The sequence below is a fragment of the Streptomyces sp. NPDC017095 genome, assembly GCF_044332325.1.
Taxonomy (GTDB): Bacteria; Actinomycetota; Actinomycetes; order Streptomycetales; family Streptomycetaceae; genus Streptomyces.
In genome coordinates, this window is the sequence record NZ_JBIROU010000002.1 from 405,389 (window position 1) to 427,306 (window position 21,918).

Below are 21,918 nucleotides of genomic sequence, written 5' to 3' on the forward strand. Positions count from 1 at the left end.
TCTGTTCACCGATCGCGTGCCGCAACCGCTCGTCCGCCCCGGGTGATCCGTCCGAGGGAGCGCGAAAACCGGCCGTCCGCCCAGCGGCAGGAGCGCGGGGCGGACGGCCGGCCGAAGGGGTGCGTCCCGACGTCAGTCGTTGACGCAGGTGTTGCCGAAGGCCGGGTTCAGCAGGCCGATGATGTCAATGGTGTTGCCGCACAGGTTGATCGGCACGTGAATCGGGACCTGGATGACGTTGCCCGAGATCACGCCCGGCGAGTGGGCGGCGACGGCGCCCGCACCGGCGTCGGCGGAGGCCACACCGGCACCGCCGGCGACGGCCGCCATGGCGGCGGAGGTCAGGACCAGGCCCTTCGCGATACGCGACATGGAGAAATGCTCCTTGGGATCGACACAGACATCCGGGCGGGATACCCGGCGCTGTGTCAACGGGCGGCGCGGCCGGGGAGTTGTGCCGCCAAAGGGGTGACGTACGCGGGGACATCCGGGCGATTGCGGCGCACTTGACGGTTGGTCGGCTGGCCGGGTCCGCGCTCCCGGTGCTCAGCCCTCCCCGCGTGCGCCGGTCGCATCGGGCGGCCCGGCCGCTCCTCCGAATGACGTAGCGCGCCCCACGGTCCGCGCACCGGGTGATGTACCGGTCAGGCGGCCGACGGCCTACGCCGACGCGCCCGGTGGTGTCCACGCGCTGGCCCATCCAGGCCCGGCTGCGTGCCCTGGCGGTGACCCGCCGGGCTCCCGGCTCGTTTGGCACGCGGACGCGGCGTGGGTCCGCGCGCTCTTCACCGCCGTGGGCGCCCGGAACCCCGGGCGCGTCCACGACCGCAGTCCCGAGCGCCTGTGAGCGAGGTAACCCGCGCATGCACCAGCCACCTTCCGCCTTCCGGCCCCGGGTCCTGCACCTCGCGCAGCCCGTCGACGGCGGTGTCGCCCGGGTCGTGCTCGACCTGACCCGGGCTCAGCTCGCGGCCGGCCTGCGGGTCACGGTCGGCTGTCCCGGCGGCGCGCTCGCCGCGGGTGCGCGGGAACTGGGCGCCGAGGTGCGGGACTGGCCGGCCGGCCGGTCGCCGGGACCCGGACTGCCGGGCGAGGTGCGGCGGCTCGTACGCCTGCTCGACGAGGTACGGCCCGAACTGGTGCACGCGCACAGCGCCAAGGCCGGCCTGGCCGCGCGGCTCGCCGTCCGCGGCCGCGTCCCGACCGTGTTCCAGCCGCACGCCTGGTCCTTCGAGGCGGTCGGCGGACTCCCCGCGGCGCTCGCCCTGCGCTGGGAGCGGTGGGGCGCGCGCTGGGCGCACCGGGTGGTGTGCGTCAGCGAGGCGGAGCGCGCGACCGGCCTGCGCGCCGGGGTACGAGCCGCGTACCGGATCGTCCCGAACGGCATCGACACGACCCGCTTCTCCCCTGCGCCGGCGGTCCCCGCGGCTCCTCTTCCGCCCGCAGGGACCGGGCAGCCCGGTGATCCCGCCCGGACCGGCGACGGCCACCGCACCGCCGGCGAGGCAAGCCCGGACCGGCGGCCCCTCGTCGTCTGCGTGGGCCGTCTATGCCGGCAGAAGGGCCAGGACGTGCTGCTGTGTGCCTGGGACGCCGTCGTGCGCGCGCTGCCGCGGGCGCGCCTGGTGCTGGTCGGCGACGGCCCGGACCACGAGGCGCTACGGCGGCGGGCGCACCCCTCGGTGGAGTTCACCGGCGCGGTCACCGATGTCGTGTCCTGGTACCGGGCCGCCGATCTGGTGGTGCTGCCCTCGCGCTGGGAGGGCATGGCGCTGGCCCCGCTGGAGGCGCTCGGCTGCGGCCGGCCCGTCGTCCTCACCGATGTCGACGGCGCGCGGGAGAGCCTGCCGCCGGCGCTCGCCGCGCGCTGCCTGGTGCCGCCGGCGGACCCCGGCGCGCTGGCCCGGGCGATCACCGGGCTGCTGTCCGATCCACCGCTGCGCGCGGCCCTCGGCGACCAGGGCCGCCGGCACGTCGTGTCCCGGCACGACGTACGGCACACCGCCGCCCGGATCACGGCCGTCTACCGCGAACTCCTCACCGCCGCCCCACCGCCCACCCCCTCCGGCACACCGCACATCCACCACCCCTCGGCACCGCCCGGCCACCACCCGGCCCCGCCTCCGCCCCCGCCCCCGGTTCCCGCCCCGGACCGGTCCGGCCGGGGCCCGGCGGAGAGCGGTGGGGCGGGGCGGCTCGTGCCCGCCGAGCGCAGGGAGCCCAGGCAGTCGTGACCACGGAAACCACCGTTCCCTCCCCCGGCGCGCAGCCGCGGTCCTCCGGACTCCCGCTCGTCTCCGTCGTACCCGCCCGTCCCGCCGGCGGCTTCCCGTTCCCGTCGCGGCGGCCGCCCGCGCGGTCCGCCGCGCCGCTGCCGCTGCTCGCCGCCGACCTGCTCGCCGCGCTGGCGGGCGCGGCAGCGCTGGCGGAGGCCGTCCGCCGGCCGGCGGCGGTCGCCGCACTGGTGGCCGGCGCGCTGCTGCTGCGCCCGCGCTCCGTCCGCCCGGTGCCCGGGCTGCTCGACGAACTGCCCGCGGTGTGCGGGCGGATCGCGGTGACCTGGCTGGGGCTGGCCGCGCTGCTCGCCACCTACGACCCGGGACGCGCCCTGACCGCCCGGACCCTGCTGCTGGGCTGTGCGCTGCACTCGGTGGCGGCCGGTCTGGCCCGGGGCGTGGTGCACTGGCGGCGCCGGGCCGCGCTGCTGCGGCAGCCGCGTACCGCCCTGGTGATCGGGCCCGCCGCGACCGCGCAGCGGGTGGCCGCCGCGCTGCTGCGGCATCCGCGCTGCGGGGTGCGGCCGGTGGCCGTGGTCGCCGGGCACCCGGAGGGCACCGGCGGACTGCCGGTCCTCGGCACCGGTGACGAGGTGGAGCGGGCGCTCGTCCGCGACGGGGTCCGGATGGTGCTGACCGTCCACCCGGACGTGCGCACCGAGCGGGCTCCGCTGCTGCGGGCGCTCGCCGAGTCGGGCTGCGCGCTGTGGGAGGTGGACGCGGACTGCCCGGCGTACGGGACGCCCGACCAGCTCGCCGGGTTCGCCGTGCGCCGCCTGGACTCTGGCGGGGGGCGGCGCGGCCGGGCCGGCAAGCGGCTCCTGGACGTGGCGGTGTCCGGGGCGCTGCTGGTACTGGTCAGCCCGCTGCTGCTGGTGTGCGCGACCGTGCTGCGGCTCACCGGCGGGCCCGGGGTGGTGTTCCGGCAGGAGCGGATCGGCCGGGACGGCCGCCCCTTCACGATGCTGAAGTTCCGCACCCACCGCCCGGCCGACGAGCACGAGGCGGCCACCCGGTGGAGCGTGGCCGGCGAGCGGCAGATGAGCCCCTTCTGCCGGCTGCTGCGGCAGACCTCGCTGGACGAGCTGCTCCAGCTGTGGAACGTCTTCCGCGGCGATATGAGCCTGGTCGGCCCGCGGCCCGAACGGCCGTACTTCGTCGCCCAGTTCAGCCGTCTCCATCCCGGTTACGCGGCCCGGCACCGCATGCGGACCGGCATCACCGGGCTCGCCCAGGTCCACGGGCTGCGCGGGGACACCTCCATCGAGGACCGGGCCCGCTTCGACAACGCGTACATCGACAACTGGTCGCTGTGGCAGGACGTCTGCATCCTGCTGCGCACCGCCGCCGCGCTCGTGCGCTCCACGGGGAGCTGACCCGATGGCCCTCTGTCCGCCCGCCCCCCGCCCCGCGCGGTTCTCCCCGGTGCTGCCGGTGGTGGCCGTGGTGGCGCTGCTCGCGCTGCCGGTCGCGCCCGGCGACGACGGCGGCGCCGGTCCCGCCGACGCGCTGTCCGCGCTGGTCGTCCTCTACTGCGCGGTGCGGCTGCTGCGCGCGCGCCGCCGCCCGCTCCGCCCGGCCGCCGCGGTGATCCTGGCGCTGCCGGTGGCCGGTCTGGTGCCGGCCGCGCTGCACGCGGTGCCGCCCGACGCCGGGATCAGCGGCCTGGGCCGTTACCTCCAGATCTTCGTCCTGGTCCCGGCCGCCGTCGCGCTGCTCGTCCGCGGCCGGTCCGACTTCCGGCTGCTGGCCTGGTCGTTCGTGGCGCTCGCGGGCTGGCAGGGCGCGGTCGGCGTGCACCAGTACGTCACCCGGACCGGCGCCTCCTACCAGGGCGAGGACATCCGGGCGGTCGGCACGTTCGGGGTGACGGACGTGATGGGCATGGCGACGGTGGTGTCCTTCGGGCTGGTGTGCGCGGTGGGCCTGGCGCTGGGCCCGTCCGCGGCCCGGGAGCGGGCGGTCGCGGTCGCCTGCGCGCTCGCCCTGGCGGTGCCGCTCGCCCTGTCCTTCAGCCGGGGCGCCTGGATCGCCACCGTGGTCGCCCTCACCGTCCAGCTGTTCCTGGCCGGTCCGCGCCGGGCGGTGCGGGTCGCGGTGGCCGCGGTGGCCGCGGGCGTGGTGCTGGTGGGCGGGCTGGGCGTGGGTACGGCGATGCTGCGGGAGCGGATCGACAGCATCACCCGGGTCGCCGACGCACCCGACCAGTCGGTCACCGACCGGTACACGATGTGGGCGGCGGCCACCGGCATGTGGCGGGGCCGGCCGCTGACCGGGGTCGGTCTGAAGGCGTTCCCCGAGTACCGCGACGGGCACGCCTCGCTCGCGCTGTCCTCGGGCAGCGACACCGAGGGCGCGGGCGCCGCGTTCCGCCGGCAGCCGCTGCTGTCCCCGCACAACATGTACCTGCTGGTCCTGAGCGAGCAGGGGCTCGTCGGGCTGCTGTGCCTGGCGGGCGGCTGGCTGGCGCTGCTGGTGTGCGCGCTGCGCGGGCTGCGGCGGGCGCGGGCGGCCGGCGGCCGGCGCCTGGACTGCGCGCTGGTGGCCTGCGGGATGCTGGTATGGCAGCTCGTGGACTTCGGGTACGCCGACATCGGCGGCCCGTCGACCGTGCTGACGGCGGTGTGCTTCGGCCTGATAGCCTGGTGGGCGCTGCTGGCCGGCGACGGCCTCGGCCCGGACGGGCACCGCCCGGTCCCGGTCCGGCGGGCACCGGCACCGGCACCCGCGCCGGTGCCCGCGCTCGCCCCCGCACCGGGTACGGCGACCGGGAAGGCGGCCCGCCGATGACGAGCCGTACGACCGGTGAGGCACCGGGCCCCGAGGTGCCCGCGCCCATACCGGTCCACCCGCCCCACCGCGCCCCCGAACCGACACCTCCCGCACCCGCGCACGCCCCGACGACGGCACCCATCGCGCCCCCACACACCCCGGCGGCGCTCCCGCACGCCCCGGCGGCGCCCCCGCGTACCCCCTCACCCTGCCCCGCCGACCCACGCGTTCCCTCGCCCGGCCCGTCCGACCCACGCACCCCCTCACCCCGACCATCCGACCCGTACCTCCCCTCACCCAACCCCTCCGACCCCGCCGCCCCCACCCGTCGTTTCCTCGCCCGGGCCGCTGTGCTCACCGCCTCGCTCTCCGTCGCCGCGGCGCTGCTCGGGCTGGTGCGGGACCAGTCGCTGGCCCGGCTGTTCGGGGCGGGGCGGGACACGGACGCCTTCCTGGTCGCCTGGACCGTGCCGGAGTTCGCGGCCACGCTGCTCATCGAGGACGGGCTGGCCTTCGCGCTGATCCCGGCGTTCAGCGCGGCCCTGGCCCGGCGCGCGCGGGGCGCCGCCGGGGATCCGGTGCGGTCGCTGGTCGCCGGCACCCTGCCCCGGCTGGCGCTGGCGTTCACGGCGGCCGGGGCGCTGCTCGCGGTCGCGGCCCCGTGGTGCGTCGCCGTACTCGCGCCGGGTCTGCCCGATCCGGGCCTCGCCGTGGACTGCACCCGGCTCACCGCGAGCTGTGTGCTGAGCTTCGGACTGGCCGGGTACTGCAGCGCGGCGCTGCGGGCGCACCGCCGCTTCCTGGCGCCGGCCGCGATCTACATCGTCCACAACGTCTGCATCGTCACGGCGATGTACGCGCTCGGTGGCCGCTGGGGCGTGCGGTCGGCCGCGTTCGGGGTGGCGGCGGGCGGCTGTCTGATGGTGCTGGTCCAGCTCCCGTCGCTCGTGCGCGAGCTGCGCCGGCACCGTGCCGCCGGGCCGGAGCCCGCCGGTACCGCGCGTCCGCTGGACGTGCCGCTGCTGGCCACCGTGCTGCTGTTCGCGCTGGCCCGGCAGTCCCAGGTGCTCATCGAGCGGTTCCTCGCCTCCGGGCTGCCCGCCGGCGCCATCTCGCACCTGAACTACGCGCAGAAGGTGGCGCAGATCCCGATGACGCTGTCGATGATGCTGTCCACGGTCACCTTCCCGGTGGTGGCGCGGGCGCTGGCCGACGGCGACACGGAGCGGGCCCGGGGCCGGGTGGAGCGGGACCTGGCGCTGGCCGCCCGGCTGGTGCTGCTCGGCACGGCCGCCGTGGTGGCCTGCGCCCCGCAGCTGATCGGGCTGCTGTTCCAGCGGGGCGCGTTCACGGCCGCGGACACGGCGGCGACCGCCGGGGTGATGCGCGTCTACGCGCTCGGGCTGCTCGGCCAGACCCTGACCGGCGTGCTGGTGCGCTCCTGCTTCTCGGCGGGCCGCGCCACCTGGTACCCGGTGGCCGCGATGGCCGCCGGGACCGCCGCGACCTGGGGCCTCGGCGCTCCCGCGGCCGCTTCCCGGGGCGCCGCCGGGATCGCCGCCGCGAACGCCGCCGGCATCACGCTCACCGCCGTCCTGCTGCTCGCGGGCACGGCCCGCCGTGGTGTGCCGCTGCGCACCGGGCCGGTGCTGCGCGCACTGGTCCGGCCGCTGTGGGCGGCGGCCGGGGCCGCGGTGGCCGGCCGGCTGGTGGCGGGTCTGCCGGCGTCCGCGCCGGCCGGGCTCGTCGCCGGCGGGGCCACGGTGGCCGTCGTCTTCGTCCTGCTCGGCGGGGTCCCGGGCGTCCGTGACCTGGGGCCCGCGCTCCGTTCCGTCCGCAACCTCACCCGGAGGCTCGCCCATGTCCTCGTCCGTTGAGACCCCGGCACCCGCCCGGACCCCCGCGCGCGGCCCGGTCCCGTGGATCGCCATGTACCACTCGGTCGGCGACTGCTCCGACGACCCGTACCGGATCACGGTCGGCCCCGGCCGGCTGGAGACGCAACTGCGCTGGCTGCGCCGGCGCGGGCTGCGCGGGGTGTCGGTGGCCGAGCTGCTGGCCGCCCGCGCGCGGGGCGGGGGCCGGGACCTGGTGGGCCTCACCTTCGACGACGGGTACGCCGACTTCCTCGGCAACGCGCTGCCGGTGCTGGCCCGCTGGGAGTGCACGGCCACCCTGTTCGTGCTGCCCGGTCTGCTCGGCGGCGACAACGCCTGGGACCCGCTGGGCCCGCGCAAGCCGCTGCTGACCGCCGAAGGCGTCCGGCGGGCCGCCGCGGCGGGTGTGGAGATCGGCTCGCACGGTCTCACCCATGCCGACCTCACCCGCGCCGGCGACGCCCTGCTGGCGGACGAGACCGCCGGGAGCCGGGCCGTCCTGGAGGAGCTGACCGGCGGCCCGGTCACCGGGTTCTGCTACCCGTACGGCACGGTGGACCGGCGTGTCGTGGCGGCGGTGCGCGAGGCCGGGTACGGCTACGCCTGCGCCATCGACCCGGGCCCGCTGAGCGGCCCGTACGCGCTGCCGCGGGTGCACATCGGGCAGCACGACACCGCCGTGCGCCTGTTCCTGAAACGGCGGCTGCACCGGCTGCGGCGGCGGCCCGTGGCGGGGCTGCGGTGAGGGTCCTGCACATCATCACCGGGCTCGGCACGGGCGGTGCCGAGCAGCAGTTGCGGCTGCTGCTGCGCCGGCTGCCGGTCGAGTGCGAGGTGGTGACGCTGACCAACCCGGGGCCGGTGGCCGACGGGCTGGCGGCCGACGGGGTGCGGGTGACCCACCTCGGCATGGCCGGCAACCGCGATGCGGGCGCCCTGCCCCGGCTGGCCCGGATCGTCCGGCGCGGCCGGTACGACCTCGTGCACACGCATCTGTACCGGGCCTGTCTGTACGGCCGGATCGCCGCCCGGCTGGCCGGGGTCCGGGCCGTCGTCGCCACCGAGCACTCGCTCGGGGACACGCAGATGGAGGGCCGGCCGCTGACCGCGTCGGTCCGGGCGCTGTATCTGCTCGGGGAGCGGCTGGGCCGGTCCACCGTCGCGGTCTCCCCGGCCGTCGCCGCCCGGCTGGCCCGCTGGGGCGTGCCCGGGCAGCGCGTCACGGTCGTGCCCAACGGCATCGACGTGGCCCGGTTCGCCTTCGACCCGGCGGCCCGCCGCCGGGTGCGGGCCGGACTCGGGCTGGCCGAGGACGCCTTCGTGATCGGCGGTGTCGGCCGGCTCGTGCCCGGCAAACGCTTCGACGTCCTGGTCGACGCCGTCGCCGCGCTGCCCGCCGGCTGCCGGCTGCTGCTGGTCGGCGGCGGCCCGCAGGAGCCGGCCCTGCGGGCCGCCGCGCGCCGGGCGGGCGTCGCGGACCGGGTGGTGTTCGCCGGGGAGCGGCCGTACCTGCCCGACGGCTCGTCCGGACCCGACCTGCCCGCGCTGGCCTCGGCGATGGACGTGCTCGCCGCTCCCTCACCCGAGGAGGCGTTCGGGCTCGCGGCCGTGGAGGCGCTCGCGGCCGGGCTGCCGGTGCGCTACACCTCCTGCCCGGCCCTGGAGGACCTGCCGCCGGGGGCCGCCCCGGAGGCGGTGCGCGTCCCGTGCGACGCCGGCGCCTACGCCCGTGCGCTCGCCGGTGTGCGCAGCGCCGGCCCCGGCCCGCGCACCGCCGCCGACGCGGTCCGCCACTACGACATCGACCGCAGCGCCGCCCGGCTCCTGGACGTCTACGCGGCGGCGCTCGCCCACCCGGTCCCCCCGTCCCGATCCCGGCAGAAAGTCAGTCCGTCATGACCGAGAACCACACCCGGCGCCACCGCACCGCTCGCGGCGCCCGTTCCCGCGCGCTGCCGCCCTGGTCGCTGGTGGCGGCCGGCGTCCTCGCGGGCGGCCTGCTGGGCGGCGGGTACGGCGTGCTGCGGCCCGCGCAGTACACGGCGACCAGCTATGTGGTCGCCGTGCCCGGCGAGCGCTCCGATCCGGCCACCGCGCTGGGCTTCGCGCAGGCCTACGGCCGGGTCGCCACGCAGATCGCGGTGCTCGGCGACGCGCAGGCGCGGGCCGGGGTGCCGGTGGCCACGCTGCGGGCCTCGGTGCGCACCGCGACCTCGCCGGACGCGCCCATGGTCGCCGTGTCCGCCACCTCCGAACGCCCGGACCTGGCCGCCGCCATGGCGGACGCGGTCGCCGCGGCCCTCACCCGGCACGCCGACACGGCCCCGACCCGCACGCAGGTCGAACTGGTGCGGTTCAGCCGCGCGGTGCGGCCGGACGAGCCGTCCTCGCCGTCCGCCGGCCTGACCGGGCTGGTCGGGGCGAGCGCGGGCGGGCTGCTCGGCGCCCTGGCGCTGCTGGTACGGCCGGGGCGGCGGCCCGCGGAGGCGTTCGCGCGCCCGGCCCCGCTGCCCGGACCGGCCGTCGCCGTCGCCGTGGACGCGCGCGGCCGGCGGTGACCGCCACCGTCACGGCGCGCGCCGCGCGCGCCGCCCTCACCGTCGACCTCGTCACCGACGAGGACGCCTTCGCCGCTCTGGCGCCGGACTGGGGCCGGCTGTTCGGGCGGTGCGCCACCGCGACCCCGTTCCAGAGCCACGCCTGGCTGCACTCGTGGTGGCTGTCGTACGGCCGGCCGGGGCGGCTCAGGCTGCTGGTGGTGCGCTCCGGCCGCCATCTGGTGGCCGCCGCGCCGCTGACGCTGGTCCGCCGGCCGCTGCCCGCGCTGGTGCCGCTGGGCTGGGGGATCTCCGACTACGCGGACGTCCTGCTGGACGACGGCGACGACGGCCGGGCGGCCGGCGCGCTCACCGGGGCGCTCGCGGACGCGGCCCGCACGGCCCTGGTCGACTTCCGCGAGGTCCGCCCGGGCGCCGCGGTGGAGCGGGTCTACGACCGCTGGCGCGGGCCGCGCCGCACGCTGGGCGACTCGCCGTGCCTGGAGCTGCCCGCCGTGCCCATGGCCGAGCTGATCGCCCGGCTGCCGTCGGGCAAGTCCGGCCAGCGGGTGCGGGCCAAGCTGCGCAGGCTGTCGGCGCTGGGGGTGCGGCGGCGCACGGTGGGCGCGGCGGAGGTGGACGCGGCGCTCGCCCGGCTGCTGGAGCTGCACCGGTTGCAGTGGCAGGGCCGGCGGGTGACGAGCGAGCATCTGCGGCCCCGGTTCCGGGAGCACCTGCTGCGCGCGGTGGGCCCGATGGTGCGCTCGGGGAACGCGGTGGTCACCGAGTTCCGGATCGGCGACGAGGTGGTGGCCGTCGATCTGACCCTGCTCTCGGGCAGCCTGGCCGGCGGTTATCTCTACGGCGCCCATCCGGGTCTGAGGGAGCGCCGGGCGGACGTGGCGGTGATGCTGCTGGACGCCTGCGCCGAGCACACCGGCGGCGGGCGCGGCACGCTGAGCCTGCTGCGCGGCGAGGAGCCGTACAAGTGGCACTGGCGGCCCGAACGGGTCGTCAACCGGCGGCTGCTGCTGGCCCGGCGGCCCACCGCGCCGCTGCTGACGGCCGCGCTCTACGGGGCGGCCGTCCGGCAACGGGGCCGGGAGGCCCACCACCGGTGGCGGGACCGGCGGCTCGGAGGCCGGTAGTAGCGGTTCGGGTGCGGCGGCCGGCTCTAGGAGTCCAGCGGCCAGCGGCCGAAGCGGGGGCAGAGCGTGCGGCCGAGCCAGTACGCGGTCCAGTCGCCCAGGTCGAGCGGCGAGCAGACGGCCGGCGGCGGGGACTCGGGCGGCGGGGTCGGCCCGGGCGGGACCGGCGCGGGCGGGGTCACCGCGGGCGGGACCGGCGCCGGCTGCCCGGTGCGGCCGTACAGGGCGGTCCGGTAGACCTCCGCCGAGCGCGGGTTGGCCGGGCACTGCCACACGCCGTGCGGGCAGTAGTCGGTCAGCGTCTGGTACAGCGGCCGCTGTTCGTCGATCCAGGTGAGCATCCCGCGCATGTAATCCGGGTTGTCGCCGTTGCGGAACAGTCCCCATTCCGGGTACGAGACGGGCTTGCCGTGGGCCCGCGCGAAGTCCACGTGCTGCTGGAGGCCGTAGGGCTCCGTCACCTGGTCCTCGAAGGGCAGTCCGGCCGGCTGGTCGTAGGCGTCCATGCCGATGACGTCGACCGTGCCGTCCCCGGGATAGCACGCGGTCCACGGTACGGCGTCCCGGCCGCGGCTGGGGGTGAAGTCGAACCGGAACCGCTGGCCCGGCACCGCGCGCATGGTGGCGACGATCCGGTTCCAGTACGCCTTCCAGGCCGCCGGGTCCGGCCCGCAGCGGTGGGTGTAGGTGATGCCGTTCATCTCCCAGCCGAGCACGAGCACCGTGTCCGGCACGCCCAGCTCCACCAGCCGTTCGGCCAGGGTCCTGAAGTGCCCGTCGAACGCGCCGGCCGCGGCCCGCCACAGCAGCCGGCGCACCCGCGCGTCCGGGACGTCCTCCTCGTTGCGTTCCTGCATCGGCACGTTCAGGACCAGCGTCCGGTCCGCCTTCTCGCGCCGCCAGCGCGCCCAGGCGTCCAGGAAACCGGGCGGGCCCTCGATGTCCCGCCAGCGGTCGCCGGGCAGATAGGTGTGGGCGACCTTCAGCTCGGTCCCGCCCAGCCAGCTGCTCAGCCCCTCCATACCGGCCACCCCGGCGGCCCCGGAGTCGAGGAACGCCCCGAAGGGCGGAAGCGCCGGCACGGTCGCGGGCGCCGGCGACGGCACCGGGTCCGCCGGGGATGCGGGGACCGGCGGGGGCACCGGACCGGCCGGGGGCACGGTGATCACCGGAGGTGCGGGGTCCGCCGGAGGGGCGGGGACCACGGGAGGGGCGGGATTCGCCGGAGCGGGGACCACGGGAGGGGCCGGGTCCGCCGGAGGGGCCGGGTCCGCCGGAGGCGGCGGAGCCACCGGTGCCATGACGGCCACGGGGGCCGCCGGGGCCGTGGGAGGCGGTGCGGGCGGGTCGGCGGCGGCACCGGGAACCGCCGCCAGGGTGACCGACGCGACGGCCGACACCGCGAGGACCACCGCCCACGCGCACCGGCCCCCGCGCCCCCGTCGTACGGCCCCGCCCGCCGCTCCTCTCTCCATCAGCCACCACCAGCCACTCTGTCCCGGTCACATATCCGACACCTGACACTCAGTCATATCGATACGACTTATGCCGGCATGCCGCCGGTGTCGGCTCCCGGAACCCCCCGCGCGGGTCAACGCGAGGGAGAGCGAGGGGTCACCCGGGGACGACCCGCCGGTGGTGGCTGCGTCACGGCGGCTAGGAGCGCCGGGCGGCTGCCCGGTTCCGCCGGTACAGGAGGGTGCCGGCCGCGATCATCGCGGCGCCGGCGGCCGAGGCTCCGATCAGGGCCCGGGCCTCACCACCGGTGTGCGGGAGCGTGGGCGGCGGTCCGGGCGGCTGGTGTTCGCTCCCGCCGGGAGGCGGGGTGTACTCGTCGCCGGGCGGCGTGGAGTGGTCATCGCCCGGAGGTGTGCTGTGGTCGCCGCTCGGCGGAGTCGACTCCTCGCCGCCGTAGGGGGGTGCGGTCGTCTCGTCACCGCCGTACGGCGGCGGGGTGGTCTCGTCGTCGCCGTAGCCGGGTGGAGTGGTCTCCTCGTCACCGTAGGCGGCCGGAGTCGTTTCCTCGTCGCCGTACGCGGGTGCGGTCGTCTCGCTCCCGCCGTGCGCGGGCGGGGTGGTCTCCTTGCCGCCGTAGGCAGGCGGGGTCGACTCGCCGCCGTGCGCGGGCGGGGTGGTCTCGCTGTCGCCGTGGGGAGGCGGGGTGGTCTCCTCGTCGCCGTAGGCAGGCGCGGAGTGGGTGCCGCCGGGGCTGGGCCGGGTGTCGTCGTCGGACGCGTCGAAGTCGCCGTAGCCGTCGTGGGGCCGGCTGTCGCCCTGCTCCTTCAGATGCTGGGCCATGTTGGCGCAGGCGTTCCCGAACGCCGGGTTCAACGCGGCCGCGACATCGATGGAGTTGCCGCAGATGTTGACCGGGATGTCCACCGCCACCTGGACGTCGTTGCCTGCCAGCACCCCGGGCGAGCCCTGGGCGATGCCCTGCGCGTGGGAGTCGGCGAGAGCCGAGCCGCCGTACAAGGACAGCATGCCGGTCGCGGCGGCGGCCACGGCCATGCCCTTGCTGAGAGTCTGTCGCAATCTCCTGGTCTTCCTACTCAGAGAAGTGGGAAGGCCGGCCCCGGAACGGAGGATCGACGGATCGATGGTCCGGGGCCGGCCGGTACACAGCCGGGGAAGCTGGCGGGACGTGCGGGCGAACGTCAGTCGTTGACGCAGACGTTGCCGAACGCGGGGTTCAGCAGCCCGATGATGTCGATGGTGTTGCCGCAGACGTTGACCGGGATGTGGATCGGGACCTGGATGACGTTGCCGGACAGGACGCCCGGGGAGCCGACGGCGGCGGCGCCGGCGCCGGCGTCGGCGAAGGCGGGGCCGGCCAGGCCCAGCGCCAGCATGACGCCCGTGACGGCGGCTGCGGTCTTCTTCATGGATGTTCCCTTCTCTGGGGTCATTGCCCCGATGACGGCCAGAACCGTGCGAGCACGACACGGACGGTCGTGGCACGGAATGAGGATTGACACAACCTGAGACCACGGAACACGGACCGCGTGATAATCACTCGATCGCACCGTTTCCTCACGCGTTTCCCTCGCCGGATGCGATGGAAAAGGCCCGGGCAGCCCGCGGACAATGCAGCGGACGGCCCGGGCCCTGCCAGGTCGGATCAGCCTTCACCGTTGGCCGAGAGGACCGACAGGTCCTCCAGGATGTGCGAGAGCGCGCCGTCCCGCTTCGCCTGGGTGGAGTTGTCGGTGCACTGCTGGTCCTGCTCGTCACCCAGGATGTTGACGTCATCGATCGGCACGATGTTGAGGATCGGGACGTTGATGTCCTCGAGCCCGACGCACGGCTTGTTGAGCGTGCCCTGTACCAGCGAGAGCTGCGGGCTCATGTTGCCCTTCGTCGCCGAGTTGCCGAACGACGACACGGCACCGTTGCCGTTGCCGATGGTCGGTCCGTCGTCGTTGCCGATGGCAAGCGCCTGCGGCGCGGCCGCCACCGCCATACCCACAACAGAAGCGGCGGTCGCAGCGGCGACCATTGCCTTCTTGAGCACTTCGTGTTCCTTTCCTCGTAGCGACGCATGCCCTACGGCCCGATCAACCGGCGGCAACGGGAATGGTTCCGGTCATTCACCCGGTTGGCGTGCAACGGTCCGGAAATCATCGTGTCCGCTGAACACACGATCTGTTCGCGTGATGGGCTGGAGGAGTGAATGGGGGAAACTCCGCAGTAACGCGTCCAGTTGAACAAGGCGCTCCGGTGAACGGGGTTTCCTCAGAAAGGACTGGCCAGTGATCAAGAAGGTTGTTGCCGCGGCAGCTGTCGCCGCTTCCGCCATCGGTGCCTCGGCCGCCGCGGCTCCGCAGGCACTCGCCATCGGGAACGACAGCGGGCCGACCGCCGCGAACGGCAACGGGGCGTGGCAGAGCTACGGCAACTCGGCCACCTACGGGAACATGAGCCCCCAGATCGCGCTGATCCAGGGCTCTTTCAACAAGCCGTGCATCGCCGTGAGCGACATTCCGGTCGCCGTGCTGGACATCGTCCCCCTCCAGGACATCAATATCCTGTCGGACCAGATGACCCAGCAGTGCACGGAGAACTCCACGCAGGCCAAGCGCGACGGCGCGCTGGCGCACCTGCTGGAGGACGTGTCGATCCTGTCCCAGAACTCCGAAGCCGGCCACTGAACCGGACGCATGGTGCGGGCCGCCGGGTGATCCGGCGGCCCGCACCGGCGTGGCCGACGGGCCGCGCGCGCCGGGGCTCCGTCAGGAGACGACGTCCTTGCGGGCGAAGTTCCTGAAGGCCAGGGCGAACAGCACCAGGGCGTACGCCACGGACACCGCGGTGCCCTGGATCATGCCGGACCACTCCAGGCGGGGCTGGACGGCGTCCGCCCAGGCGAACTGCCAGTGCGCGGGCAGGAAGTCGCGCCAGTGGCCGAGGGCGGTGACGGCGTCCAGGACGTTGCCGACGATGGTCAGGCCGACCGCGCCGCCGACCGCGCCGAGCGGGGCGTCCGTCTTGGTCGACAGCCAGAACGCCAGCCCGGCGGTGACCAGTTGGGACACGAAGACGTACGCCACGGCCACCAGGAGCCGCTGGACCGCCGTACCGGTGTCCAGCGCGCCGCCGGTGGGTATTTCCAGCGGTCCCCAGCCGTAGGCGGCCGTGCCGGCGGCGAGCGCCACGAGCGGCAGCAGGATCATCGCGGCGAGGGACAGTCCGAGCGCCACGACCAGCTTGGACCACAGCAGCCGGGCGCGCGGCACGGGCGCGGCGAGCAGATAGCGCAGCGAGGACCAGCCAGCCTCCGCGGCGACCGTGTCCCCGCAGAACAGGGCGACCGGGATGACCAGCAGGAAGCCGGCCGACACGAAGAGGTTCACGGCGGCGAAGTTGGCGCCGGAGGCGGTGGCCGTGTCCATCAGCGTGACCTGGCTGTTCCGGCCGCCCGGGTCGCCGCCGACCGCGAAGGCGACCAGCAGCACGAACGGCAGCACGGCCAGCACCGCGCCCATGACCAGCGTGCGGCGCCGCTTGAGCTGGCGGACCAACTCCACCCGCAGGGGCAGGGTGCGGCCCGCCCGGTAGCCGGAGGCGACCTCGGTGAGCGTACTCATGCGGAACCTCCGATCAGGGTGAGGAAGGCGTCTTCCAGGCGGCGGTGCGGGCCGACCGAGGCGACCGGGACCTCCAGCCGCACCAGCTCCACTACCAGCCGCTCGGCCGTGCCGCCGGGGGCGAGCCGGACCAGCAGTCCGGCGTCGGCGCGCACGGCGGAGGCGACGCCGGGCAGCGCGGCCACCTTCTCCACCACGGGCTCCGGGACGGGTGCGGCGGTGCCGACCAGCAGGGTGTCGCCGGAGCCGGTGATCTCCCCGACCGGTCCGGCCTGTACGAGCCGGCCGCGGTCCATGACCACCAGGTGGGTGCAGGACTGCTCCACCTCGGCGAGCAGATGGCTGGAGACGATCACCGTGCGGCCGCCGGCCGCGTAGCGGATCATCACCTCGCGCATCTCGCGGATCTGGGGCGGGTCCAGGCCGTTGGTGGGCTCGTCCAGGATGAGCAGGTCGGGCAGGCCGAGCATGGCCTGGGCGATGGCCAGGCGCTGGCGCATGCCCTGGGAGTAGGTGCGCACCGCGCGGGCGAGGGCGTCGCCGAGCCCGGCGATCTCCAGGGCCTCGTCCAGGTGGGCGTCCCCGGGCGGGCGGCCGGTGGCCCGCCAGTACAGCTCCAGGTTCTCCCGGCCGGACAGGTGGGGCAGGAAGCCCGCGCCCTCCACGAACGCGCCGACCCGGGAGAGCACCGGCGCGCCGGGCCGGATGGCGTGGCCGAAGACCCGGATCTCGCCGTCGTCCGGCCGGATCAGGCCCATGAGCATGCGCAGGGTGGTCGTCTTGCCCGCGCCGTTCGGCCCGAGCAGGCCGAGGACCTGGCCCTTGTCCACCCGGAAGGAGAGGTCCCGGACGGCGTACCGGTCGGCGGACCTCGCGTACCGCTTGCCCAGGTTCTCGATCAGCAGCGGGACCTCGGCGAGCGCCGGGTCGGGGGCGGGGGCGGCCGTGCGGCGGCGGGCGGTGAGCAGCAGGGCCAGGGCGGCGAGGGCGCCGGCCGCGGGCAGCCACCAGACCCAGGCGGGCAGGGGCGCGGCGGCGGTGGTGACGGCGGGTGCCGTGGGCACGCTCAGTCCGCCCTTCAGGGAGACCGTGTACGTGGCCGGGGCGGCCGGTGAGGCGTACCCGAGGTCGGTGGAGGCGAGGACCAGGCGGAGCCGGTGGCCCCGCTGCACCTCGTGGTCGATGGCCGGGAGGGTGACGGTGACGTCCTGGCCGGTCCGGGCGCCGGTCACCCGGAACGGGGTGACGAGCCGGGAGGGCAGCACCGGGCGGCCGCCGTCCGGGCCGATGTCGTAGACCTTGGCGAACAGGACGGCGTCGTCGCGGGTGGCGGAGATGTGCACGGTGGCGGTCGGGGCGCCGGTGATCCGCAGGTCGCGGGTGAGCGGAGCGGACTCGAACTTGGCGTACTGGCCGGGGAAGTCCAGGGAGAGGCCGACGCCGAGCGCGGACAGCCGGGCCAGGCCGCCGGAGCCGCCGCCGAGGCCGGGCAGCGCGGAGACGGCGGGCGGGCTGGCACCGGCCGGGTTGGTGACGTGCTGCGGGCCGCCGGTGAGGGCGACGGGGCGCCGGTGGCCGTGCAGGCCCGGGTAGGCGGGGGCGCTCGCGCCGCGCAGCCGGGCGGTGCCGTCGGTGGAGTCGATGCCGCCGGTGCGGGTGACCCGGAAGGCCGGGCCGGTGCCGGTGCCGCGGTCGCCCTTCAGATAGCGGTCGAACCAGGCCCGCACGCGTGCGTCGACCCGGTCGGTCTCCATGTCGCCGCCGTCGTGCCCGCCGGCGATCCAGTCGACGGCGACCGGCGCGCCGTTCGCGTGGACCGCCCGCTGGGCGGCGTCGGCCTGGTCGAGCGTGAACAGGGAGTCGGTCTGTCCCTGCACCAGCAGGGTGGGCACCTTGACGCGGTCGCCGACGGCGGACGGCGAGCGTTCCTGGAGCAGTGTCCGCGCGGCCTGGTCCGGGCGGCCGGACTCGGCGACCCGGTCGTACATCCGGCACAGCGCGGGTTCGAACCGCGCGCAGCCGCCGCCGGCGCTGATGAAGGAGCCGGCCCACAGCTTCTTGAACACGCCGTTCGGGAAGAGGGCGTCGGCGAGGTTCCAGTAGGTGATCGCCGGGGCGATGGCGTCGACCCGGCGGTCGTGTCCGGCGGCGAGCAGGGCGATCGCGCCGCCGTAGGAGCCGCCGGCCATGCCCACGCGCGGGTCGCCGGGCCGGTCGAGCCGCACCTCGGGCCGCCCGGCCAGCCAGTCGATGAGCCGGGAGACGTCGGCGACCTCGCCGTCGGGGGCGTTGAGCCCGATCTTCCCGGTGGAGCGGCCGAAGCCGCGCGCGGACCAGGTCAGGACCGCGTACCCGGACCGGGCGAGGTCCTCGGCCTGCCGGCGCATGTCGTCCTTGCTGCCGCCGAAGCCGTGCCCGAGCAGGACGGCGGGGTGGCGGCCGGCGTCGGCCGGTGTGAAGTACGAGGTGTCCAGGCGCACCCCGTCGACCGCCATGACCCGGTCGCTGCGGCGCACGGGCCGGGTGTCGTCGGAGGCGACGGCCGCCGTCCACGTCCCGGCGCCGGCGAGCACCGCGACGGCGGCCGCCGCGGCGACGAGCCGGCGCGGCCGGCGCAGCAGTGCCCGCGGCCACGGCAGTCGAAGATCCATGGGTCAACGGTACGGGCCGCCACCGACAACCGCTGCTGCCGCCGGGCGGAGTCCGGTGCCCTCCCTGGGGAGTACGGGCCCGGCCCGGCGTACTTCGGCCGTGGTACGGACGGGCCGTGGCGCTCCGCCGGCCCCCTCTGCCGCCGGAGCGCGGGGAGGGGGCGGTGGCCGGTTTCGTCAGCGGGGTGGAGACCGTCGACCTTGCTAGGCCTGCGCGGCGCCGGGGACCGGCGTGGCTGTGGGGAGCGGGGCGGAGCCGGCCGGGTGGGGTTCCTCGGGGATCTGGGTGTCCTCCGGGATCGACACCAGCCAGCGGGTGTCGCGGCGGGGGCGCAGGTACAGGGCCCAGTAGAGGGTGGCGACGGCGGTGATGCCGCCGGTCCACAGCAGGTAGTCCGTCTCCTGCTGGGTCAGGATGTAGGCCAGGACGGCGATGAGCAGGACCGGCACGGCGGGCCACAGCGGCATCCGCCAGGCGGGCGTGTGCCGGTGGGAGCCGCGGCGGGCGAGCAGGGCGGCGACCGCGACCAGCAGGTACATGCCGGTCACCGAGACGCCGGTGACGCCGTAGAGGGTGTCGAGGTTGACGAAGCAGAGCACCGCGCCGGGGATGCCGACGGCGAGGGTGGCGACCCAGGGGGAGCCGAAGCGGCCGAGCCGGGAGAACACCGTGTTGACCGGGCCGGGCCAGGCCTTGTCGCGGGCGGAGGCGAACAGGACGCGGGAGTTCTGGATGACCATGACGATGCCCGCGTTGATGATGGCGAGGGCCACGCAGAGGCTGACGAAGGTGCCGACCGCGGAGTTGGACCAGGCGGTGACCATGGAGCTGATGTCGCCGCCGGTCAGCTCGGTGAGGTCGGAGGCGCCCAGGGTGATGGCGGTGACCGGCACCAGGATGACCACGGTGGAGATGGCGAGGGTGGCGAGGACCGTGCGGGCGACGTTGCGGCGCGGGTTCTCCAGTTCCTCGGAGAGGTAGACGGCGGTGGAGAAGCCCTGGGTGATGAACAGGGCGATGGCGAGTCCGGAGACCACCAGCATGGCCGTCACGGTGTCGGCGTGGCCGTGGGCGCCGGCCACCTGCATCGAGACCAGGCTGCCCGCCCCGCGGTGGCTGTGCGAGAAGCCCAGCACGGCGACGACCCCGGCGGCGATGACCTCCAGGACCAGGAAGACACCGGTGATCCAGGCGTTGGCGCGCAGGTCGAGCAGGCCGGCGAGGGTGGCGAGGAGCATCACGCCGGCGCCGGTCAGGGACGGGTCGAGGTGGACGAGCGGCGCCAGGTAGTCCGCCGTGCCCATCGCGATCACCGGGGGCACGATCATGACGACCAGCAGGGAGAGCACGAAGACGAGCCAGCCCGCGAGCCGTCCGGCCATCGTGGAGACCATGGCGTACTCGCCGCCCGCGCTGGGGATGAGGGTGCCCAGCTCGGAGTAGCAGAACGCCACCGCGATACAGAGCAGGGAGCCGATGGCGATCGTCAGGGCGGTGGCGGTGCCGAGGGAGCCGAACAGGTCCGGGACCACCACGAAGAGCGTGGACGCGGGCGTGACGCACGACAGTGTCAGCAGGGTGCCGCCCACGACACCGATGGATCGCTTCAGGCCCGGGGCGGGGGCTGAGGCGGGGTCGGCCACGGACTTGTGGGGCGTGTCGGTCATGCGGCGGTTCCGATCGACTCGTGCGAGGTGAGGGTGGGGCTCGGGAGCGCTATCGCCTCCGGCGGATCGTCGTACGTTCGTCTCATCCGCTCCCGGCGCTGCATAGCGAACCCCGACGAAAAGCGCCACGTCAATGGCCGAATACCTGCGGAATCCGCAGGTCCGGTCGACCTGCCGCTCCATCACTTTCCCAGGCCGTTACGCCCCATAGGTGCATCCATCAAGCCCAAACCGGAAGTGACCTTGCTTTCAAAGGCCATCTACCGGCAACCCCTTCGTCATCCGATTCGTCCGCACTGAACGGGAACCGCAGCGAAGGTTTCAAAAAAATGTCAGCCGTCCGCTATGCGGACGGCTGATTCCGGGCGGGTGCGGACGGGCGGCGGCTCAGTGGTTGCGCGGGAAGCCCAGGTCCACGCCCGCCGGGGCGTCGGCCGGGTCGGGCCAGCGCGTGGTGACGACCTTGCCGCGGGTGTAGAAGTGCGTGCCGTCGTTGCCGTAGACGTGGTGGTCGCCGAAGAGCGAGTCCTTCCAGCCGCCGAAGGAGTGGTAGCCCACCGGCACCGGGATCGGCACGTTCACGCCGACCATGCCGGCCTCCACCTCGAGCTGGAAGCGGCGGGCGGCGCCGCCGTCCCGGGTGAAGATCGCGGTGCCGTTGCCGAACGGCGAGGCGTTGATCAGCGCCAGGCCCTCCTCGTAGGTGCCGGCGCGCAGCACGCACAGCACCGGGCCGAAGATCTCGTCCTGGTACGCCTTGGCGGTGGTCGGCACCCGGTCCAGCAGCGAGATGCCGATCCAGTGGCCGTCCTCGAAGCCCTCGACGGTGTAGCCGGTGCCGTCGAGCACGACCTCGGCGCCCTCGTCGGCGGCGCCCGCGACATACGACGCCACCTTGTCCCGGTGCGCCTTGGTGATCAGCGGGCCCATCTCGGACTCCGGGTCGGCGCCCGGACCGATCTTGATCTTCTCGGCGCGCTCGCGGATCTTCTGCACCAGCGTGTCGCCGATCGAGCCGACCGCCACGACCGCCGAGATGGCCATGCAGCGCTCGCCGGCGGAGCCGTAGGCCGCGCTCACCGCGGCGTCGGCCGCCGCGTCCAGGTCGGCGTCCGGCAGGACCAGCATGTGGTTCTTGGCGCCGCCGAGCGCCTGCACCCGCTTGCCGTGGGCGGAGGCGGTGGCGTGGATGTGGCGGGCGATCGGGGTGGAGCCGACGAAGGAGACGGCCCGGACGTCGGGGTGCTCCAGCAGGCGGTCGACGGCCGTCCTGTCGCCGTGGACGACGTTGAAGACGCCGTCGGGCAGCCCGGCCTCGGAGAGCAGCTCGGCGATCCGGACGGAGGCCGACGGGTCCTTCTCGCTCGGCTTGAGCACGAAGGTGTTGCCGCAGGCGATGGCGATCGGGAACATCCACATCGGGACCATCGCCGGGAAGTTGAACGGCGTGATGCCGGCGACCACGCCGAGCGGCTGGCGGATCGAGGCCACGTCGACCCGGCCGGCGACCTCCGTGGACAGCTCGCCCTTGAGCTGGACGTTGATCCCGCAGGCCAGGTCGACGATCTCCAGGCCGCGCGCGACCTCGCCGAGCGCGTCGGAGTGCACCTTGCCGTGCTCGGCGGTGATCAGCTCCGCGATCTCGTCGCGGTGGGCGTCGAGCAGCGCCCGGAACCGGAAGAGGATGGAGGTGCGCCGGGCCAGCGAGGACCGGCCCCAGGCGGTGAAGGCGTCCTTGGCGGCCGCGACCGCCGCGTCCACCTCTTCCACGGACGCGAACGCGACCTTCGTGGTCACGGCGCCGGTCGCGGGGTCGGTGACCGGCCCGTACGTGCCCGACGCGCCCTCGGCGGTCTTTCCGCCGATCCAGTGGTTGACGATCTTCGTCATGCCCTAAGACTC

Annotated in this window: 18 protein-coding genes; 9 read left to right on the forward strand and 9 right to left on the reverse strand. The window is 75.3% G+C overall.

Annotation, left to right across the window (positions count from 1 at the left end):
* Positions 1-132: 132 nt before the first annotated feature.
* Entirely contained in the window at positions 133-372 is a 240-nt protein-coding gene (locus ACH4OA_RS04845) for a chaplin (RefSeq protein ID WP_397939754.1), read from the reverse strand.
* A gap of 491 nt (positions 373-863) precedes the next feature.
* On the opposite strand from ACH4OA_RS04845, the gene ACH4OA_RS04850 reads away from it, so the two are divergent.
* From ACH4OA_RS04850 to ACH4OA_RS04885, 8 genes are all read left to right on the forward strand, one after another.
* Positions 864-2,234: a glycosyltransferase gene (locus ACH4OA_RS04850; RefSeq protein ID WP_397967652.1), complete on the forward strand. Its 1,371-nt coding sequence runs from the start codon at positions 864-866 to the stop codon at positions 2,232-2,234.
* Positions 2,231-3,652: an exopolysaccharide biosynthesis polyprenyl glycosylphosphotransferase gene (locus ACH4OA_RS04855; protein WP_397967654.1), complete on the forward strand. Its 1,422-nt coding sequence runs from the start codon at positions 2,231-2,233 to the stop codon at positions 3,650-3,652. The genes ACH4OA_RS04850 and ACH4OA_RS04855 overlap by 4 nt, the downstream gene beginning before the upstream one ends.
* Before the next feature lie 4 nt (positions 3,653-3,656).
* Positions 3,657-5,066 carry an O-antigen ligase family protein gene (locus tag ACH4OA_RS04860; RefSeq protein ID WP_397967656.1) on the forward strand — a complete coding sequence of 470 codons (1,410 nt, stop codon included), beginning with the start codon at positions 3,657-3,659 and terminating at the stop codon, positions 5,064-5,066.
* Positions 5,067-5,188: 122 nt separating this feature from the next.
* Positions 5,189-6,925, forward strand: coding sequence for a lipid II flippase MurJ (locus ACH4OA_RS04865; RefSeq protein ID WP_397967866.1), 1,737 nt, complete (start codon positions 5,189-5,191; stop codon positions 6,923-6,925).
* Entirely contained in the window at positions 6,909-7,670 is a 762-nt protein-coding gene (locus ACH4OA_RS04870) for a polysaccharide deacetylase family protein (RefSeq protein WP_397939747.1), read from the forward strand. Before ACH4OA_RS04865 ends, ACH4OA_RS04870 begins: the two co-directional genes overlap by 17 nt.
* On the forward strand, positions 7,667-8,824 hold the full coding sequence (locus ACH4OA_RS04875; protein WP_365871443.1) for a glycosyltransferase: 1,158 nt from the start codon (positions 7,667-7,669) through the stop codon (positions 8,822-8,824). The genes ACH4OA_RS04870 and ACH4OA_RS04875 overlap by 4 nt, the downstream gene beginning before the upstream one ends.
* The gene (locus tag ACH4OA_RS04880) at positions 8,821-9,483 is read left to right on the forward strand and encodes a lipopolysaccharide biosynthesis protein (RefSeq protein WP_365871445.1); all 663 of its coding nucleotides are present in this window, start codon (positions 8,821-8,823) and stop codon (positions 9,481-9,483) included. Before ACH4OA_RS04875 ends, ACH4OA_RS04880 begins: the two co-directional genes overlap by 4 nt.
* On the forward strand, positions 9,480-10,610 hold the full coding sequence (locus ACH4OA_RS04885; protein WP_397947262.1) for a GNAT family N-acetyltransferase: 1,131 nt from the start codon (positions 9,480-9,482) through the stop codon (positions 10,608-10,610). Before ACH4OA_RS04880 ends, ACH4OA_RS04885 begins: the two co-directional genes overlap by 4 nt.
* 26 nt (positions 10,611-10,636) lie before the next feature.
* Here the strand turns inward: ACH4OA_RS04885 and ACH4OA_RS04890 are convergent, their stop codons facing one another.
* From ACH4OA_RS04890 to ACH4OA_RS04905, 4 genes are all read right to left on the reverse strand, one after another.
* Positions 10,637-12,085: a glycoside hydrolase family 26 protein gene (locus tag ACH4OA_RS04890; protein WP_397967657.1), complete on the reverse strand. Its 1,449-nt coding sequence runs from the start codon at positions 12,083-12,085 to the stop codon at positions 10,637-10,639.
* Positions 12,086-12,266: 181 nt separating this feature from the next.
* The gene (locus tag ACH4OA_RS04895; RefSeq protein ID WP_397967659.1) at positions 12,267-13,145 is read right to left on the reverse strand and encodes a chaplin family protein; all 879 of its coding nucleotides are present in this window, start codon (positions 13,143-13,145) and stop codon (positions 12,267-12,269) included.
* 122 nt (positions 13,146-13,267) lie between these two features.
* Positions 13,268-13,495: a chaplin gene (locus ACH4OA_RS04900; RefSeq protein WP_397939737.1), complete on the reverse strand. Its 228-nt coding sequence runs from the start codon at positions 13,493-13,495 to the stop codon at positions 13,268-13,270.
* 236 nt (positions 13,496-13,731) lie between these two features.
* Positions 13,732-14,124 carry a rodlin gene (locus tag ACH4OA_RS04905; protein ID WP_397939735.1) on the reverse strand — a complete coding sequence of 131 codons (393 nt, stop codon included), beginning with the start codon at positions 14,122-14,124 and terminating at the stop codon, positions 13,732-13,734.
* A gap of 238 nt (positions 14,125-14,362) precedes the next feature.
* Here ACH4OA_RS04905 and ACH4OA_RS04910 point away from each other — a divergent pair, with 238 nt between their 5' ends.
* Positions 14,363-14,761 carry a rodlin gene (locus tag ACH4OA_RS04910; RefSeq protein ID WP_365871455.1) on the forward strand — a complete coding sequence of 133 codons (399 nt, stop codon included), beginning with the start codon at positions 14,363-14,365 and terminating at the stop codon, positions 14,759-14,761.
* A gap of 81 nt (positions 14,762-14,842) precedes the next feature.
* On the opposite strand, the gene ACH4OA_RS04915 is transcribed toward ACH4OA_RS04910, so the two are convergent.
* The 4 genes from ACH4OA_RS04915 to mmsA form a co-directional block, all read right to left on the reverse strand.
* Complete coding sequence (locus ACH4OA_RS04915; protein WP_365871457.1) at positions 14,843-15,697, reverse strand: ABC transporter permease; 855 nt, start codon at positions 15,695-15,697, stop codon at positions 14,843-14,845.
* On the reverse strand, positions 15,694-18,348 hold the full coding sequence (locus tag ACH4OA_RS04920; protein ID WP_397939733.1) for a CocE/NonD family hydrolase: 2,655 nt from the start codon (positions 18,346-18,348) through the stop codon (positions 15,694-15,696). The genes ACH4OA_RS04915 and ACH4OA_RS04920 overlap by 4 nt, the downstream gene beginning before the upstream one ends.
* Before the next feature lie 204 nt (positions 18,349-18,552).
* Positions 18,553-20,016, reverse strand: a complete 1,464-nt coding sequence (locus ACH4OA_RS04925) for an APC family permease (RefSeq protein WP_397939727.1) — start codon at positions 20,014-20,016, stop codon at positions 18,553-18,555.
* A 387-nt stretch (positions 20,017-20,403) separates the two neighbouring features.
* The gene (mmsA, locus tag ACH4OA_RS04930; RefSeq protein WP_397947270.1) at positions 20,404-21,906 is read right to left on the reverse strand and encodes a CoA-acylating methylmalonate-semialdehyde dehydrogenase; all 1,503 of its coding nucleotides are present in this window, start codon (positions 21,904-21,906) and stop codon (positions 20,404-20,406) included.
* Between the last annotated feature and the right edge of the window lie 12 nt (positions 21,907-21,918).

Coding starts and splice junctions, on each gene's coding strand:
- ACH4OA_RS04900 (WP_397939737.1), bottom strand. CDS start 13,495: ATGAAGAAGACCGCAGCCGCCGTCACGGGCGTCATGCTGGCGCTGGGC.
- ACH4OA_RS04920 (WP_397939733.1), bottom strand. CDS start 18,348: ATGGATCTTCGACTGCCGTGGCCGCGGGCACTGCTGCGCCGGCCGCGC.
- ACH4OA_RS04925 (WP_397939727.1), bottom strand. CDS start 20,016: ATGACCGACACGCCCCACAAGTCCGTGGCCGACCCCGCCTCAGCCCCC.
- ACH4OA_RS04860 (WP_397967656.1), top strand. CDS start 3,657: ATGGCCCTCTGTCCGCCCGCCCCCCGCCCCGCGCGGTTCTCCCCGGTG.
- ACH4OA_RS04890 (WP_397967657.1), bottom strand. CDS start 12,085: ATGGAGAGAGGAGCGGCGGGCGGGGCCGTACGACGGGGGCGCGGGGGC.
- ACH4OA_RS04850 (WP_397967652.1), top strand. CDS start 864: ATGCACCAGCCACCTTCCGCCTTCCGGCCCCGGGTCCTGCACCTCGCG.
- ACH4OA_RS04845 (WP_397939754.1), bottom strand. CDS start 372: ATGTCGCGTATCGCGAAGGGCCTGGTCCTGACCTCCGCCGCCATGGCG.
- ACH4OA_RS04915 (WP_365871457.1), bottom strand. CDS start 15,697: ATGAGTACGCTCACCGAGGTCGCCTCCGGCTACCGGGCGGGCCGCACC.
- ACH4OA_RS04870 (WP_397939747.1), top strand. CDS start 6,909: ATGTCCTCGTCCGTTGAGACCCCGGCACCCGCCCGGACCCCCGCGCGC.
- mmsA (WP_397947270.1), bottom strand. CDS start 21,906: ATGACGAAGATCGTCAACCACTGGATCGGCGGAAAGACCGCCGAGGGC.
- ACH4OA_RS04880 (WP_365871445.1), top strand. CDS start 8,821: ATGACCGAGAACCACACCCGGCGCCACCGCACCGCTCGCGGCGCCCGT.